Annotated in this window: 14 protein-coding genes and 1 pseudogene; 2 read left to right on the top strand and 13 right to left on the bottom strand. The window is 24.6% G+C overall.

Annotation, left to right across the window (positions count from 1 at the left end; genetic code table 11):
* Positions 1-7 precede the first annotated feature (7 nt).
* From BMUR_RS07380 to BMUR_RS07330, 12 genes are all read right to left on the bottom strand, one after another.
* Positions 8-802: a glycosyltransferase family protein gene (locus BMUR_RS07380; protein ID WP_013113978.1), complete on the bottom strand. Its 795-nt coding sequence runs from the start codon at positions 800-802 to the stop codon at positions 8-10.
* A 25-nt stretch (positions 803-827) separates the two neighbouring features.
* Positions 828-1,706 carry a glycosyltransferase family protein gene (locus BMUR_RS07375; protein WP_013113977.1) on the bottom strand — a complete coding sequence of 293 codons (879 nt, stop codon included), beginning with the start codon at positions 1,704-1,706 and terminating at the stop codon, positions 828-830.
* A complete protein-coding gene (locus BMUR_RS07370) occupies positions 1,703-2,824 on the bottom strand; it encodes an NAD(P)-binding protein (protein ID WP_013113976.1) in 1,122 nt (373 codons plus the stop codon). The genes BMUR_RS07375 and BMUR_RS07370 overlap by 4 nt, the downstream gene beginning before the upstream one ends.
* Before the next feature lie 15 nt (positions 2,825-2,839).
* Positions 2,840-3,796 carry a glycosyltransferase family 2 protein gene (locus tag BMUR_RS07365; protein WP_013113975.1) on the bottom strand — a complete coding sequence of 319 codons (957 nt, stop codon included), beginning with the start codon at positions 3,794-3,796 and terminating at the stop codon, positions 2,840-2,842.
* A 10-nt stretch (positions 3,797-3,806) separates the two neighbouring features.
* Positions 3,807-5,405 (bottom strand): hypothetical protein, encoded by a 1,599-nt coding sequence (locus BMUR_RS14760; RefSeq protein WP_013113974.1) that lies wholly within the window; start codon positions 5,403-5,405, stop codon positions 3,807-3,809.
* A gap of 574 nt (positions 5,406-5,979) precedes the next feature.
* On the bottom strand, positions 5,980-8,373 hold the full coding sequence (locus BMUR_RS07355) for an alkaline phosphatase family protein (protein ID WP_244833419.1): 2,394 nt from the start codon (positions 8,371-8,373) through the stop codon (positions 5,980-5,982).
* Between the two features lie 578 nt (positions 8,374-8,951).
* Positions 8,952-9,359 (bottom strand): A1S_2505 family phage non-structural protein, encoded by a 408-nt coding sequence (locus BMUR_RS07350; protein ID WP_013113972.1) that lies wholly within the window; start codon positions 9,357-9,359, stop codon positions 8,952-8,954.
* Positions 9,360-9,387: 28 nt separating this feature from the next.
* Positions 9,388-9,768, bottom strand: coding sequence for a DUF1232 domain-containing protein (locus tag BMUR_RS07345; protein WP_013113971.1), 381 nt, complete (start codon positions 9,766-9,768; stop codon positions 9,388-9,390).
* A 675-nt stretch (positions 9,769-10,443) separates the two neighbouring features.
* Complete coding sequence (locus BMUR_RS07335) at positions 10,444-11,223, bottom strand: zinc ribbon domain-containing protein (RefSeq protein ID WP_013113969.1); 780 nt, start codon at positions 11,221-11,223, stop codon at positions 10,444-10,446.
* Positions 11,224-11,253: 30 nt separating this feature from the next.
* Complete coding sequence (locus BMUR_RS14970; RefSeq protein ID WP_013113968.1) at positions 11,254-11,475, bottom strand: ankyrin repeat domain-containing protein; 222 nt, start codon at positions 11,473-11,475, stop codon at positions 11,254-11,256.
* Positions 11,442-11,708 carry an ankyrin repeat domain-containing protein gene (locus BMUR_RS14965; protein WP_244833417.1) on the bottom strand — a complete coding sequence of 89 codons (267 nt, stop codon included), beginning with the start codon at positions 11,706-11,708 and terminating at the stop codon, positions 11,442-11,444. Before BMUR_RS14965 ends, BMUR_RS14970 begins: the two co-directional genes overlap by 34 nt.
* Complete coding sequence (locus tag BMUR_RS07330; RefSeq protein ID WP_013113967.1) at positions 11,611-12,330, bottom strand: ankyrin repeat domain-containing protein; 720 nt, start codon at positions 12,328-12,330, stop codon at positions 11,611-11,613. The genes BMUR_RS14965 and BMUR_RS07330 overlap by 98 nt, the downstream gene beginning before the upstream one ends.
* Positions 12,331-12,717: 387 nt before the next feature.
* Between BMUR_RS07330 and BMUR_RS07325 the strand changes: the two genes are divergently transcribed.
* Together BMUR_RS07325 and BMUR_RS07320 are read left to right on the top strand one after the other, a co-directional pair.
* Positions 12,718-14,292 (top strand): aryl-sulfate sulfotransferase, encoded by a 1,575-nt coding sequence (locus BMUR_RS07325; RefSeq protein ID WP_013113966.1) that lies wholly within the window; start codon positions 12,718-12,720, stop codon positions 14,290-14,292.
* A 42-nt stretch (positions 14,293-14,334) separates the two neighbouring features.
* A pseudogene (locus BMUR_RS07320) lies at positions 14,335-14,996 on the top strand (Rpn family recombination-promoting nuclease/putative transposase); the annotation flags it as partial.
* A gap of 20 nt (positions 14,997-15,016) precedes the next feature.
* On the opposite strand, the gene BMUR_RS07315 reads toward BMUR_RS07320, so the two are convergent.
* On the bottom strand, positions 15,017-17,188 hold the full coding sequence (locus BMUR_RS07315) for a peptidase U32 family protein (RefSeq protein ID WP_013113963.1): 2,172 nt from the start codon (positions 17,186-17,188) through the stop codon (positions 15,017-15,019).
* Between the last annotated feature and the right edge of the window lie 4 nt (positions 17,189-17,192).

Here is a 17,192-nt window from a genome sequence, read left to right as displayed (position 1 = left end):
TCTTTTACTATTTTGGACTATTAAATAAACTATTAAGCATCTGTTTCAATAATTTCAAATTAGAGCTAAATCCTTTTATTTTTGAAGGTATTTCTCCAATAGGATATTCCCTAATAGTTGGAACTTGAGTAATTCTATATCCAAGTTTTTTAGCATGCACTAGCGGAAAATAACCATATTCATATTTAGAATATTCCGCCTTAAACCAATCTATTCTATCATCTGTCATGTATCTTCTTGAAAATGCTTTATATCCATTTGTAGGATCAGTATAGTGATATCCAGAACATAGACTTACTAAAGGAGAAGCTATCAACTTAATTGCCAAATATCTTGATAATGGTGTATTTACTCCTTTCCCTCCCATTGAAAATCTAGTAGCTTGTATTACATCATATCCTTCATCAAATTTTTTTATAAATAACTCCAAAGTATCTTCTACATTATCTTTATTATTACCATCAAAAGTTATTATACCATCATAACCTTCTTTTAATGCTTCATAATACCCTTGTTTTAATTGAGTACCATGACCTTTAATATTACTTTTATTAATTATTAATCCTTTGCAACCATAGTTTTTAATAATTTCTGGATTTGATGAAGAATCACTACTTCCTCCATCGCATATAAATATATCAGATATTCTGAATATATCCTTACTTTTCATTTTATCTAATTGATTGAAAAATCTCTGACCTTCATTTAAAACTGGAATTACAGAGGCATATTTATTTCTTTTTTCAAAAAAAGAAATATATGTATATTCTGGAATTCTTTTTTTTATTTCTTCAAAATTCATACAATTTTATCCCCTATCATATTATTTATAATTTAAAAACTGACTTTACTCTAAAATTTGGTTTATTATATAATTCTTTTTGTATTACACTTAAATATCTTATGATAAGACTAAATATAGCAAATATCATAGTGAAACTAAATGATAAAAATAAAAACGTTGTAGTCCACCCTTCAACTGGCTTATTATCAGATAAATATATAATTAAAGCATATATTCCTGTCACTACAGCAATTAAAGCACTTAATAAAGATAATGATGCTGTAAAATTTGAAGAAGCTTCTGAAAATAGTAATAAATAAACACTTCTAGTTTGTTTTGACATATAATATTTTTTATTTTTTATATTGTATTCAAGTTCATTATAACTATATCCAATATCACGAATAATGTACGATATAGGAGTTGTTTTACTACTGTCTTCTGTAATAGCATTTATAACTCGCCTTGTAACCAAAAATAAAATATCATATACATTTTTTAATTTATGTTTAGAAAATGATGATATTAAATTAATAGTTAATTTATCCTTAAACCTGTAATATTTAGAAGTTAAAAATGAGGCATCTACACCTTTCTTATTTGATTCATAAAGATTATCTAAATAATCTTCTATATTACTAATAGATAAATCTTTAATTACAAAAACTACATCTCCTTTTGAAAATTCTAATCCTGCCCTTATAGAATTATCTTCATCTGTATTTTGACCTAAATTAAGGCATAATACATTATCAGAAGAAGGATTTAAATATTCTTTAATATTTTTAATATTATGATCATTTATTAATATAATTATTTCACTATACTCAAATTTATTTAATATATAATTTTCTAATATTTTATAATTTTCTTTGCTGTCAATTTTAGCTATAATAAAACTAGCATAATTTTTATCTTTCATAAAAGTACCTCATTTAATTCATATATAGTATTTAATTTTCCGCCAAGAATACTAATAAATTTTGGATCTTTATTATTTTCTATAATAATAACTGGTCTTGAATCAGATGTTGAAGAGGACTGCATTAATGCCTTTATAGCAAAAATACTTTCTCTAAATTCTGGTAAAAATTCTGATTTTAAATATTTTTTAGCTAGCTGAAACATATGCATCCAAGCTGTATTAGGTCTTACTTTGCAGGCATTACAATTATCTAAAAATAGTCCGCAGCAGGTTTCGGATTTTTCCTGACAGGTAAATTGCGGCAATTCTGAAAAACAATTTTGATGCGGTGTATATCTTACTGATGATAGAGAATACATACCATGACTATCAAAAGGCATTACAGAAAAAAACGGACCATCCATCAATGTTATTCCGAAACCTTTTAAACTTTCAGATGGATTGCAAAGTATCATCTCTGCTAATTCAAATTTCATAGATAATGTATTTAAGTGAAATATTTTTAATATGCTGTTTAAAGAAGCATAAGAAGTATTAATAACAAAATTAGTACTTATAACTTTATTTGAATTTAATTTTAATACCCATATGTCATTATTAATAACAGCATCTTTTATGTAATCATTATAAATGATGGTAATATTTAATTTTTCTTTTAATTTTTCTAAATAAAAATGCTTTATTTTTAGCGTGTCTATAGTATATTCTTTTGTTTTATAGCATGCATCTACAGTATTTTTATTAAAAAATATGCTTTCATCTATTCTTTCATAAGGTATATTGGCATTATCACAAAAAAGCTCAAAATTATTAGGAGTAGCCATACCAAATTTTGATGATACTGCATAAATCTTAGTATAATCTGAAACTATTGAAAATGGAAAGTCTTTAATAAACCTATCAAAGTAATGAGAACATTTTATAGCAGTATGCAATGACCTAGGATAATGATAACCATTATGTAATCTTGCCTGATTAACATAAGAGGCTCTTGAAAATACTTTATTATCCTTTTCTATTATTAAAATTTTAGAATTCTTATATTTATCAGATAAAATGTCAGCTGAATAAAACCCGTAAATACCTGCACCTATTATTATATAATCATATACCATAATATATTCCTAAAATTAGTTAAACACAAAAAACCTATGCTGCAATTTTATATTGCTGCAGCATAGGTTGTAATTTTTGATATTTTGAATTATTATAAAAGCATATGCAATCGCTGTATATATTAATTCTGGTCTGGTCTGGTCTGGTCTGGTCTGGTCTGGTCTGGTCTGGTCTGGTCTGGTCTTACTATAAGCTAAATTAAATATTTCTTTTAATAATTTTAAATTAGACGAAAAGCCTTTTATTTTTGATGGAACTTCATTTTTTGGATAAATTCTTGTTGTAGGAACTTGACAAACTTTATAACCTAATTTTTTAACATGTATTAATGGATAATAACAATATTCATAAGTATTAAAATCTTCTCTAAACCAATCCATTCTTTCATCTACAATATACTTTCTCGAAAACCCTTTATATCCATTACAAACATCATCATAATGAAAACCTGAAGTTAAACTAATTAGAGGAGAAGCTATTAATCTTATACCAATATTTCTTAAAAGAGGGGTATTTTCTTCTTTACCGCCTAAAGTAAATCTTGTAGCCTGAACAACATCATAACCCTCTTCCAATTTTTCTATAAATAATGGCAAACTTTCATGGACATTATCTTTATCATTACCATCAACCATAATAGCACCATCATATCCATATTTTATAGCTTCATAAAAACCTTGCTTTAATTGTACACCTTGTCCTTTTTTATCACTTGTATTTATTAAAAGCCCCTTACATCCATATTCTTTTATAAAGTCCGGATTAGATGAATTATCTTTACTTCCACCATCACATATATATACATCACAAATACTAAATATATTAGCATTTTTCATTTTATTCATTTGCGATATAAATCTTTCTCCTTCATTTAAAACAGGTATTAATAAAGCGTATTTATTTTTCTTTTCAAAAAATATATGTTTATCATAAGTTGGAATATTTACTTTTATTAAGCCTATATCATACATGTCAAACCCTTTAAAATGATTTATTAACAAATAATAGAATAATAAATCCAATCATAACAACTAGAACAGGTATATATCTAATAAGGATGAGATATCTTTTTATCTGTATTTCTTCACTATAATATGATTGAAAATTATTTTTATATGAATAATAAGAAAATAAATAAGCTAATATTAATAATCCTATAAACATAAATGAGTATATAAAATTATTAATATATTCAGTAGATAAAATAGGTATTAGGTCTCTTATGTTATTATACTTGAATGATTTTTCTTTATAGAAAAATTTAATTAATGGTATAGAATATGTTCGAGTTGCTTCTGAAAGAGATACATAAGTATGTCTAATTAATAAATAAATACTATAAAAAGTTAGAGATATAAATTCTATAAAAATATTAAATTTTAAATATTTTAAATTTGTTGTAAACAATAGTAATGGTATAAAAGGAGATAGTACAACTAAACGATATAAAGGTACAATTTCTGAATGACCGAATAAAAAACTTACAAAAGTTACAAATATAATATTTATAGATAATATTTTATCATCATCTTTTTTAGGAGTGAAAAAACAATAGATACAAATAATAGAATATAATATTAAAAATACTGGTAAATTTGCTATTTTATTCAATAATAACAGACTAAATACTTCACCATAAATATCCTTAGCAGGAATATATGGTAATGGAGGATTATGATAATACAATAAGTCAGCAACTTTTGTTATTGAATTTGTAATTATAAATGGTGCTATTGCTATTATATTGTATAGTATTATTTCTTTTAATTTTTTTTCTCTAAGTAAAATTAAAGGAAATAATATAAAAATAGGATAATTTTTTAGACATATAGATAAGGCAAACCACATTAAATATTTCTTATCATGTTTTATATAAGACAAAATTCCAAGTAACATGAAATATATTGTAATAATGTCCATTTGAGATATAAAAAGGGCTGGCAATATAGTAAATGGGGATGATAAAAATAGATATTCTGATAATTTTGAATTATTATCAGATAGTTTAAATTCTTTAGATATTTTATATACTGTACGAGCAGATACTAATACAAATATAAATAGTATAGTTTTTATATACATTAATTCAAATATATCTATAGAAAATGCTTCATGATGCCAAGTATAAAAAGTAAAACCTTTTAATTTTGTATAAACCCATATAGGAAAAAATAGTATAGAATATATTATATAAGCTAAATAAGGCCAATGACTATAATGATATGAACCTACTTTCATATAAACTTCATAATTAAAATTAAATGGATGTACATTCCATAAATTTACACTAAAAGGAACATGGATAAGAACATCAGAATATATGTACATTACATAACATAAAAATACTATGATAGAATATATAATATATTCTAACTTTAATGGCTTACTTAATTCTATATTAAGCAATTTATAATATTGTTTTGAGAAAATATAAATGAGATCTATAATTAATAATATAATTAATACGATAGCAATAAGATAATATTTTATTTTTAATTTATATTCAATATTTTCAATTTTATCTAAATCTATTTTTTTATTAGACACTAAATTACCGAAAGGACTTCCATCTCCATACATTTTTATTTCTTTAATGAAATTATTTTCTTTAAGTATTTTATTAGCATCTATGTAAACACTATAAATATCGCTATTTCTAAAAACTTTAGAATAATATTTTATTCTGAAATTATAACTATAATTTGTAATAGCTTCATTAGTGAAAATATAATTTATTATAGAATTATTATCTAATTCATTATCTATAGTAAATAAATATTTAGTTTTTTCTATGTTAAGATTATTTAATTTTAATGTGTCATCTATAATTAAATTAAACTCAGATAAATATCCAACTCTAGTTTTTTTACCAAGAATAGAAAGTATTATTATACTTATAAATATAATAATTAATAATATTATGTATATTTTAATTTTTTTATTTTTGCAATAGCTATAGAGATTATTAAATAAAGATGTTAATAAGTTAGAATCTTGTTGCTTGTTGCTTGTTGCTTGTTGCTTGTTGCTTGTTGCTTGTTGCTTGTTGCTTGTTGCTTGTTGCTTGTTGCTTGTTGCTTGTTGCTTGTTGCTTCATAAATAAAATCCAATATAATATTTCACTATTATATCACAATTAATTTAAATAGTCAAATTATTTATTAGAGTTATTTATTAAATCATAATAATATTTTTTACCTTGAAAAATATCCTGAGATAATATTCGCTGAGCATTTTCGTATTTAAATATTGTGAGGTTGGAAACTTCATTTTGATTTATTTGAATATTGTTGGTAGTATAATAAAATCTGTTGTAAGTGCTTATTGTATTTTCGATTTCTTCTTTATATAACAGTGATATTATACTGTTAGTATAGTCAATATTTAAGTTTACAGCTATAAATAGAGGTATATTTTCCGGAGTAAAATTTTTATCTGCTTTGTATGCCCCATTAGTACCGTCCCATATTAGTATTGGTGAAGGTTTGTAATCATTTAAAAAGTTGTTTTTTATTTTTTCATCTATATTTGAACGCTGTATTATAGCTTTAAGATAAGGATATAGATGATCATGCTTAAATATTATAATGGCATTTGGAGAATGTTTTAATATAGTATCTCTTATCTTTATTATTTCAATGGCTGTCATAGCTGAGTTATCAAGTGTTTCCATTATATGGAGTTTATCGTTACCTTCAAAATAGTTAAGAAACTCTTTGTTATTTTCTGCTATATTTAAATTATTATCCAAATGCGAATCAGTATGCCCCAATATAGTAAAACCAGATGCAAATATAGGACTCTTTAAATTTTGTATATTTGTAGATAAATATGTATTAATATTAGTAGTTCCTAGTCCGAATACTTGAGAAGAAAAACCTATAGACGGATAAAAAGTTTTTAAGTTATAAGTGTTAAGTGCCTCCTCTAAAGCTATAGTATTATACCCATTTTTTGAAAGTAAATCTGGAAGAGTATTTTCTATTTTTTCTGACTGTGTTTTCGGATAAAGAGGAGATGAAGCTGTAAGTCCTGAGAGCCTTGCATAAAAACTTCCGTTATTAACATTAGGTGCTATTTTTCTTGAATTATAAGCCCAGTTCCTATACTCTTTTGTAAACGGATCTTTTTCAAATAATATTTTAAAATGTGAATAATCATAAAATGATTCCAAAAATATTAAATACACATCTCTTTTTAAACTATGCTTTAAGTTTTCTATTTTTTCTAAATCATTTGTGATTGAAGTGCCTATATTGCTATATACATCGGCATAATTATTTTTTAACTTTTCTATATAATCATAATCTATTCTTTCATTATTATAAACAAAACTATCATTAGAAGCATTTATTAATATAGAATTAATATCTTCTTCTAATTTTCTTATATTATTAAAAATATCTTTTGTAGATTTCAAATAAAGTTTTGATACATCTCTTTTCAATTCATATTCTTTAAGTAAATTAATAGAATCTTCTACAAGTTCTTTACTTGGTTTTATATTATTTAATCTGTCATAATTAATTCTATAGTTTATAGTATTTATTATTCCTTTTCTTCTAGCATTTCTTACAAAGTCTATACTCCATATATCTATATTTTTTGGTATTAAAAATAAATAAAATGAAATAAATATTATACAAGAAGTCATAATTAATGATGATGTCTTATTTCTTATAAACATCTTATATAAATTAAAAATAAATAATAATATAAATATTACTATGGAAGAAAAATATATTATACTTACAGCAATAGTAATAATTTTTAGATAAACAGGAAGAACAGTAATAAGAGAGGCATAAAGATTGGCAATATCTGAAAAAACTATTACCATACTTAGTACTGTTAAACTGATAGACTCTATTACAAAAAATGAGAATATTGATACAACACAAAATAAAGAAGTAAGTATTATTCTAATATTTTTTATACATCTTAAATTAAATGGATAATACGCTAGTAAATTATAAGCAAGCATTACGAATAAGTATGTATATAAAAAATCGCGTACATTAAAATCAAGCCTTATCATAGAAAATAAAGGCATTATGAAATTTGAAGTTATTAAATACAAAAATGAATTTAATATAAAAAATAATATATATACTTTATAATGATGATAAATATTAGGTATTATATAAAGATAGAGTATTGGAAAAAGTATTATAATAAATATCAAAAATAAAAATACATCTTTTTTTATTCTTAATTTATATTTGATATTTTCTATTTTATCATTTTCTTTTAATTGAATATGATCATTATCAAGAACTAAATTCCCATAATAACTTCCGCTCCATATAATATTAGCAACATTATCAGGCATTTCATTTGTATTTGGGAATACTCTGTATATTTGGTTATTTTGAAAAAGCTTACTTTCAAATTTTAGTGTAAAATAATATTTATTCTCAATTATATGATTAAAATTTGATAAATATCCTTTTCTTTCAACATTTCCAAGTAAGAAAAAAATAATTATAAAAACAACTATAGATGATATAAATATTATGTATGATAATAAAAATATTTTTTTATTCATGTTTAAATTATTCATTTTTTATATTTTATTATAACAGTATTTAGGATTTAAAGTTAAATATTACTAATGCTCCATCTAAATTTAACACTTTCCAAAACGCACGCAGAGAGTATTTTTTTAATATAGATTAATTAATAATTCTAATTTAATTATATATAAAAATTAAGTTTAACGTGCGTTATATAATATTATAAATAAAAAACGCACTTGGGTGGGCAGCCAGAATAACAGTAAAAGTAAAGTACTAAAAACGATTTATAAATAAAAGATAATATTTTAAAATTTGGAGGGTGGGGAGTGAGAATAGATTTTTAAACTTTATTTAAATCCCCGCCCTTTTAGATTTAAAAGCTTTGTTTTTTTATATGGACTTTGATTAAATCTATGAGTATATATTTTTTCAAGCACTCCCGCCCAAGCGTTATTTAAATTTAATACTTTTCAAAACGCACGCAGAATGGATTTTTTAAATACAAATTAATTAATAATTTTAATTTCATTATATATAAGAATTAAGTTTAACGTGCGTTGAATAATATTATCAATTTTAAAATCACTTTAGCAACATTGTAATTTTTTTATTTATTTGAAGTTAAATAATCATAAAACCTTTTAGGAAGATAAACATTATCATACTCTAAAGATGCTCTGAAAAGCTCCGCCATCTCTTCTACTTTAAATCCTGCTATACCGCATCCTATTTCCGTTACAAGAAATTTTTTATCTTTATGATTTAAAGTAAAGTCCAAAAACTTATCAACATATTCTTTTATTTCTGATACTTTCATTTTACCGCTTTTAGTATAATCCACAGTAGGTATAGCAAATGTCTTACCCTGAAGTCCAAATGCCTGACCATACACTGCCCCAAAATTCATAGCGAATCTTGCCGCACCGCCGCCATGTGCCCCTTGAGTATTGCTTCCAAAAACAAAAACTTCATTATCTTCTAATTTAGTTATATTATCAGATGATATTCTTTTCATAAAAAATTCTCCGTTTATAATAATTTGATTATAGAAAAACTGCCAAACAGTATATGATAATCATCATAACAAATACTGTGATAGTTGTAGAGAGTATGATATTTCTTATTATTACATTGATAATGGGATTGTCTGAAAAGTCAGCTTTTTTTAATCCGTAATAAAGCGTTATAGCAAGCAGTATTATATCATCTAATTTTCCTATAGGTATCCTGTCTGGAACTAAATCTATAGGAGATATAGTATAAATAACAGCAAGTAAAAAAGGAATCCAATATATTAATTTGCTTTTTCTATTATTTTTTTTATATGTGCTGTATTTTCTGTATATACCATCTTTTCCTAGTATCTCCAAATCTTCATCAGGTATTTCTATATAATCTTTATTTTTATTATATGTTTTTTTCATTATCAATAGTCCTAAGTAATGAAACTATTTTACTATAAAAACAGCATAATGCAATAATTAGAAACTATATTAACTCAAATAATAATTCAAACAAAAAAAGCGGTACTAAAAACATAGCAAAAAGAGCAATAATACATAATAGAAGTTTTATTACTGCTTTCTCCTGTATTTAAATTAGATTTAATTTTTAATTTTAAATTAATTTTTTTAAATCTTTATCGTATATTTTTTTCAAACCATTTTTATTTATTGCTACTTCCATAATTTTTTCTTCACCTTTTTTTAGGTTTAATGTATAATTCGGAATTATTGCAAAATCTGACGGCAGTAAATTTATATCCTTATCAGTCTCTACAGGTTTTAATTTTATACCTTAACGAAGGAGATGATTTTGATATAATCATTTCATCATAACTGAAAATTATATCACTGTTTTTTTTATCGTCTATATATGTTTCTATTTTATTTTTTTTACTGCATCCTATCATCAAAAATAAAATGAAAAAAATCATCATTATTTTTTTCATAAATATTCCTTGTAAAATTATTATTTCTTATTATCACTAATAAAAATTGTTCGCTCTAAGTACCTGTCAATAGTGTTTTACTATAAGAGAGTATAATGCAATAATTACAAATTAATAGCATTTATAGTATAATATAAAGTTATATAAATTATTTAGCTAATTCATCAAAATCTCTGCTTACAGAATCAATAATATCTACTTTAATATCAGCTTTATTTAATGAAATCAAAGTTTTTGAAAGAGCATCTAATAATTTATTTTTCTCATTTATATTTGAAACGCATAAAGATAATATTTTATATCCATCTTTATTAAAAAATGAGAATTTGTAAAAAGTACCGCTTCCCAATAATGCATTAAAAAAATTACCTTTTGGAAATGGTATAGCATCTATTTGAAAACTCTTTACTTCTATAAAAAATACTTCTTTTAAATATAAAACATCTTTTAAAAAACCAAATTTAGCATTATGATTTTTTACTAAACGTCCTTCTCTAACATCTATATAAACTCCTCTTGGATTCATTTTTATAGCTAAAATAACAAAAATAAACGGAACAACAATAGCTATAAATGGAAAATTAACATTCATTGTCATCATTAGTAACATTATAACAATAGGTAATATAAATGCCGAAAACAACATATGTTCATAACCATGATCAAATTTTGATTTTATACCAGATATTGGAATATAAAAACTATTATTACTATTATCTTGTTCGTTAATATTAGACTTTTCATTACTATTAGCTTCTTTGTTAATAGTAGACTCTTTATTACTATTAGCTTCTTTGTTAATAGTAGACTCTTCATTAATAGAACTTTTTACATCTGACATATTTTCTATATCTTCCAATTTTACTCCGCAATAACTGCAAAATATAGAATCATCTTTAATTTCTTTTAAACATTTTTTGCATAACATATTTAATCTCCTAAAATATATTTTATAATTTTAAGCCCCGTATTTTTCCAACAATTCAATAATATCTTCTCTGCCCATAGAAGCTGCCACCATTAAAGCATTTTTACCATCAGAATTTTTTGCTTCATAATCAGCCCCTGCTTCTAAGAGAGCATCAATAACTTTTACATCTACACTATAATTATAACGAAAACCTTTATTATTCTTTATAGCCCAAGTTAATAGTGTCTCATCTTCAATTTTTTCTTCCAATAAACTTTTATCTTTTTTAATATCTCTCTTACTATATCAGCATTATTAGTTATTATTGCAGCCATTATTACAGTTTGATTATCCGAATTTGTACCTTCAAGTTTTACCCCTTTATCTAAAAAAGCCTTAACGATATTATAATTTTTTGTTTGTATAGCGTAAAAGAATATTGGTACTTGAACATATCCTGAGTAGTTGTCTGTTTCTGATATATCTACACTTAATGTCAGCATTTCTTTTTATCAATTCAATTATGGCTTCACTATTATCAATGTCCTGATAAATATATTCAAATATTGCCCTTCTTAAAAAATTGTTAAAATCATCAGCACCTGCTTTTATAAGTTCCGGCATTATAAGAACATTACCTCTTTCAGATGCATAAGGAAGATAATAATCAGCATCAGCTCCTTTTTTTATAAATTCTTTCACTCTATTTATATAATTTTTGTATATAGCAAAAAATAAAAAATCATTAGGATTATCTCCCTTACTTAATAAATATTCAATAATATCATTATTGCCGTTTTCAATAGCAAAGAATGCAATATCAATATTAACACTTTTACCTCTGTCATTATAAGAACCATAATAATAACCTATATCAGCACCAAATCTTACTAATTCTTTTATTAAGTCTAAATTCCCGCTTTTAACAGCATACATTAATGCACTTACTTTTTCACCATCTTTAGTATTAACATCAGTTCCTGTTCTTATTAATTTTTTTGCGGTTTCTAAATCTCCATTTTTACAAGCCTCTATTAACTCTTTTTCATTATATTGAGTGAATGCTAATGAATTAAATAAAGCTAATGAAAATATTATGATTATTAATATTTTAGTAATTTTCATAGGCTCTCCTTAACAATATATTTACATGCTTTATAATACAAAAATATACATAAAAAGTCAACTATTAAATATTTTAAAACATAAAATATATTTGTATTTTTTGAAATTAAATTATTTTATACAAAAGGTATTATATAATAATATTATTACATATATTTTAATATATTAAAAATATCAAAAAACATTATATTAATTATATTTTTTACTATGATACTATTAATTATTTATATTTTTCATATTCTTAATGAAGAGTAATACTTTTTTATTCTAAAATAACAAAGATAAAGCTAATATTATTAATTTTTTTGATGCATAATTTGTTGCATAAAAAGAAATTATTATTTAAAATAACTAATTATTTATATAATTAATAGGTTATTTCATTATATGACAAAATTTTTATTTAATATTTTTATTTTGATTTTAATATTTTCATGTTCTAGAAATGAAAATCCGCTTCCTGATGATAAAATCGGAAAGATTATACTAAACCCTACTGGACAAACACCATTATCATTAGTATACAAAACAGAAACGAATAATAATTACCCCGTTACAGTGATAACAAAAGGAATGCTCGGCGATAATGATATAATATTTACTTACCCTAAAAATTACGGATCTAATTTTGCTATACATGGCATGTACTCTGAAAATACAAATACTATTTATATTATTAACGGCACTAATAGAATAGCTACTAATATAATAATAGACAAACTTTATATTGACGGTATATATATACCAGCTACTAACAGAGTTATAAAAAATTTAATTCCTGAAGAAAATATATATTTTAATAGTATTAATGATAAAAATTCAATAAGCAATTTAAAAGACAATAATGAAGAGATATATTTTGCAAGCCCTGTTATAAACAGAAGCTGGAAAGGGCTTTTCCTAATGGGGGTAAGCAGAAACGGTAATTTACGATATGTTAATTATTCCAACTTCTATCTTACTAATGAAATAGCAAAGGTTATTGATGAAGATAATGATATAGTTATTTATGATACTATGGGAGTAAGCGGCTTGCTTGGAAATGCCAAATTAGACATTACAAAACTCGATATAGGAGTTCATCATGACACTATAAGAAAAAAATCTGATAGTAATTATATAATGCTTGCCAATTCTGATTGGGGCGTTGAAGACAGGATTTGCGAAGTTGATAATAACGGAGACTTAATAAGAGACTTATATGTAGGAGATTTGATAAAAAAGATAGTTAACAAAAATGGAGATGAGAGAGAAAAAGAGTATTTGAAAAAGTTAATATTTGATGAAGATAATAAATACTACAGTATAGGAAGAAAAAGAGATTTTCCTATGGACTGGGCACATTGTAATTCTTTAGTTTATGATGAGGCTAATGATATACTTTATTTATCTGTAAGAAGTTTGGCGGTTATGGCAATTGATTACAGTGAATGGGAACTTATTTGGTATATGGCTGATGATACATTAGATACTATGGAAGCATATAATCCATATGGAAGATACTTAAAAGAATTAAAATCATTTGATCCTTATAAAGTTTTAGGCGATGGAAATACAGACGGACCTAAAAGCCAGCATGCTTTATTTCTGATATCTACTAATGTAATAGGCATGTTTGATAATCAGGGCGATGAAGATATTAATCCTAATGGCTCAAGATATGTTGAATATAAAATTACTGGTTCACATGGAAATTGGAAAGCTGAAAAAATTTATGAATATAAAACCGAAAATAAATTATATTCTCACTATATATCAGATATAGATTTTTTAAGCAATGGAAATATGCTTCTTGACTTTGGGAATAATTGTCAAATAATGGAAGTAAATAAAGAAACAAAAGAAGTTTATTATCATTTGGAATTTGGCATAAAAACTTGGGGTATTTATAGAATAGATAAAATGCCTTTCTATTACTCTGATATGCATAAATTCAGCAAGGACTGCTCTTTTTTAGAATAAAAATTTAAATAAAGAAACAATAGCACCGAAGGTGGACATATAGAGATGAAATGTATTACACAAAATGGTACTGTTGTTATAATAGAAATACAGTTTCAAGGTAATTCAAGATTTCCAGAAAGAATATTATATTATTGGAATAAAATTATAGTAAACTCTTAAAGCATGGAGAAAAATATGATGCTTTAACACCAGTTATAAGTATAAATTTATTAGATTTTAATTTAGACGATACTAATAATATACATTCATGTTATATGATTTATAAAATAAATAATAAAAAACTTATAACAGATCATTTACAAATTCATATAATTGAACTTAAAAAATTTAAATATAATTTATTGGAATATAATTTAAACTGTTGGCTTAAATTTTTTACTATGAAAGAGAAAGACAGCAAGGAGGAAATTATGTCAGAATTAGTAAAAGAAAAACCTATAATGGAAGAAGTACAAAAAAGATATAATAATTTTATTAAAGATAGACTTATGATGAATGAGTACAATAAAAGAGAGGCTTATTTATATGGTAATCAAATAATGCTTGAAGAAGAGAGGAGATTAGTAATAGAAGAAGGTGTTAAAGAAGGTATAGAAAAATAAAAAATTTCATTAGCTAAAAATATGAAAAATGATAAAGTAGATTTGAGCAGCATTTCAAAATATACAGGCTTAAGTATAGAGAAAATAGGAAAACTATAATAAATAGATTGAAACTTTATCTAATAACAATAAATATTACCGTTTTTATTTTTTATATTTTCTAATATAAAGCTAGTTTTATTATACATCTTCACGCAGTCAAATATTACAGTATTTCCTTTGTGGTCAATAATATCCTCTTCTTTGCATTTAGAGCAGCCAACCGACATGCTTTTTGGACAGAAGGCAAAGTTCATAGCAGGTATAAAACCTTCTTTTATGCTTATAGTGTTTTTTAATTTTTTACCCGCTTCAATGGCAGATATTACAGTATTTACTCCTAACTTATATAAAAAGTTTACGCTATAATTATTAATGGCATTAAGTCCTATTCCAGACCATAATAGAGCTTTTCCTTTTAATGCCTCAATATGCCCCAAATTATTGCATATTACTATCATGCCGTATGTTTTTTCTACTATGCTTTTTATAACTTCAATATCCTTGTCAAATGTTACATGAGGAAGTATTATACCATCTATTTTTTTATTTTCAAAAAGCGTTATTATATTTTCATCATAAACACTTGGAAATAATATTCTTTTATCATAATGAATATCAGAATATAATTTTAATTTCTCTTCGCTGTTTACAATCAAAACTTTTATATCAGTATTAGGATAATTAATATTATTAAAAATATTTTTATCATAATGTATTTCTTTAGGCTTAATCAAGATATTTTCCAATTTTTCTATTAATCCTCTCCTAGCTTCATTTAAAACTTTTACAGGTATAAAAGGATTTTTAAAATTCTCTTCTATAATAATATCTTCAAATTCAAATACTGTACCACCAGTCTTTGAAAGAGAATTAAAAATATCTTCTTTAGTAGTTGATTTTGTTTTGGCATCTTGAATAATATAATCGCTTATGTATTCTATATTGTTTAATCTATCATTGTATTTGCTATGAACTTCCAATTTTATTTTGTCATTATTAAAACCGATTATGCATTTCAAATCAAGAATATGTTTAAAACTATCATTTTCAATTATTTTGTTTGCCTCATCAATCTGCAGTTTGTCTGTAGTCCTATAAACTTTATCGCCTACATTGACATTTTTTATAACAGCAGAAAAACTCAAATTTCCTTTAGCTCTTTTTACCCTCTCATTATCTTTATACAAATCAGAAATCTGCATTCCAACTGTTCCGCTCTCTCCGAACGAAAGCCCGTCATAAACATTTAATTCTTTATCCGCATGTATATATATTTTATTTTTCTTGTATGCTGTAACCTCTCCTATATATTCACCATCATGGCTAGGTTTATAATTTTCAAAAATATCCTTTGAATTATAATAATACCCTTGAGAAAAACCTCCCCTATTAAAAATCTTCATCAGACTTTCTCTATACTTTTCAATTGGTATATCCTTATTTTCCAAAGCCAAATCAATAGCATGCCTATATATAGAAGTTGTAATTGCGGCATATTCGCTTCTTTTAGCACGTCCTTCTATTTTAAAAGATGTTATTCCGCTTTCAAGTAAATTAGGAATTATATCAATAGTCATCAAATCTTTTGTGCTTAAAGGATAATTAGTTTTACCTCCTGTGTATTCCATTCTGCAAGGCTGAGCACATGCTCCTCTATTGGCACTTCTTCCTCCATGCAAATATGAATAAGCACATTGACCTGAAAAACTTACACATAAAGCCCCATGCACAAAAGTTTCAAGCTCTATATCAGTATTGTCTCTAATATATTTTATATTATCCAAACTCATTTCACGGGCTAAAACTACTCTATCAAGTCCAATACTTTTTAAAAGTTTTACGCTGTCTAAATTATTACAAGACATCTGCGTACTTGCATGCATAGCAATATTTAAATTATTTCTTACTATATCAATAATACCCAAGTCCTGCACTATAATAGCATCAGCTCCCATATTATAAACACTTTTTATAAGAGGAAGCACTTTATCAATTTCATCATTATAAACTAAAGTATTAACAGTTATATAAACATTAACATCTCTTAATTTAGCAAATCTTATATTCTCTTCAAGTGCCTTTTCACCAAAGTTTTCAGCAGCACCAACTCTGGCATTAAAACTTTTAGTACCAAAATACACCGCATCAGCCCCAGCATTAACAGCAGCCTTCAAAGCTCTTTCATCTCCAACAGGTGCGAGTAATTCTATTTTTTTGTTTTGAGTTTTTATATTCAAGTTATTTTCCATTATT

Origin of the sequence: Brachyspira murdochii DSM 12563 (assembly GCF_000092845.1) — a bacterium.
GTDB lineage: Bacteria > Spirochaetota > Brachyspiria > Brachyspirales > Brachyspiraceae > Brachyspira > Brachyspira murdochii.
Note: the sequence above shows the minus strand (reverse complement) of the source record. Positions and strands in the feature narration are given on the sequence as shown.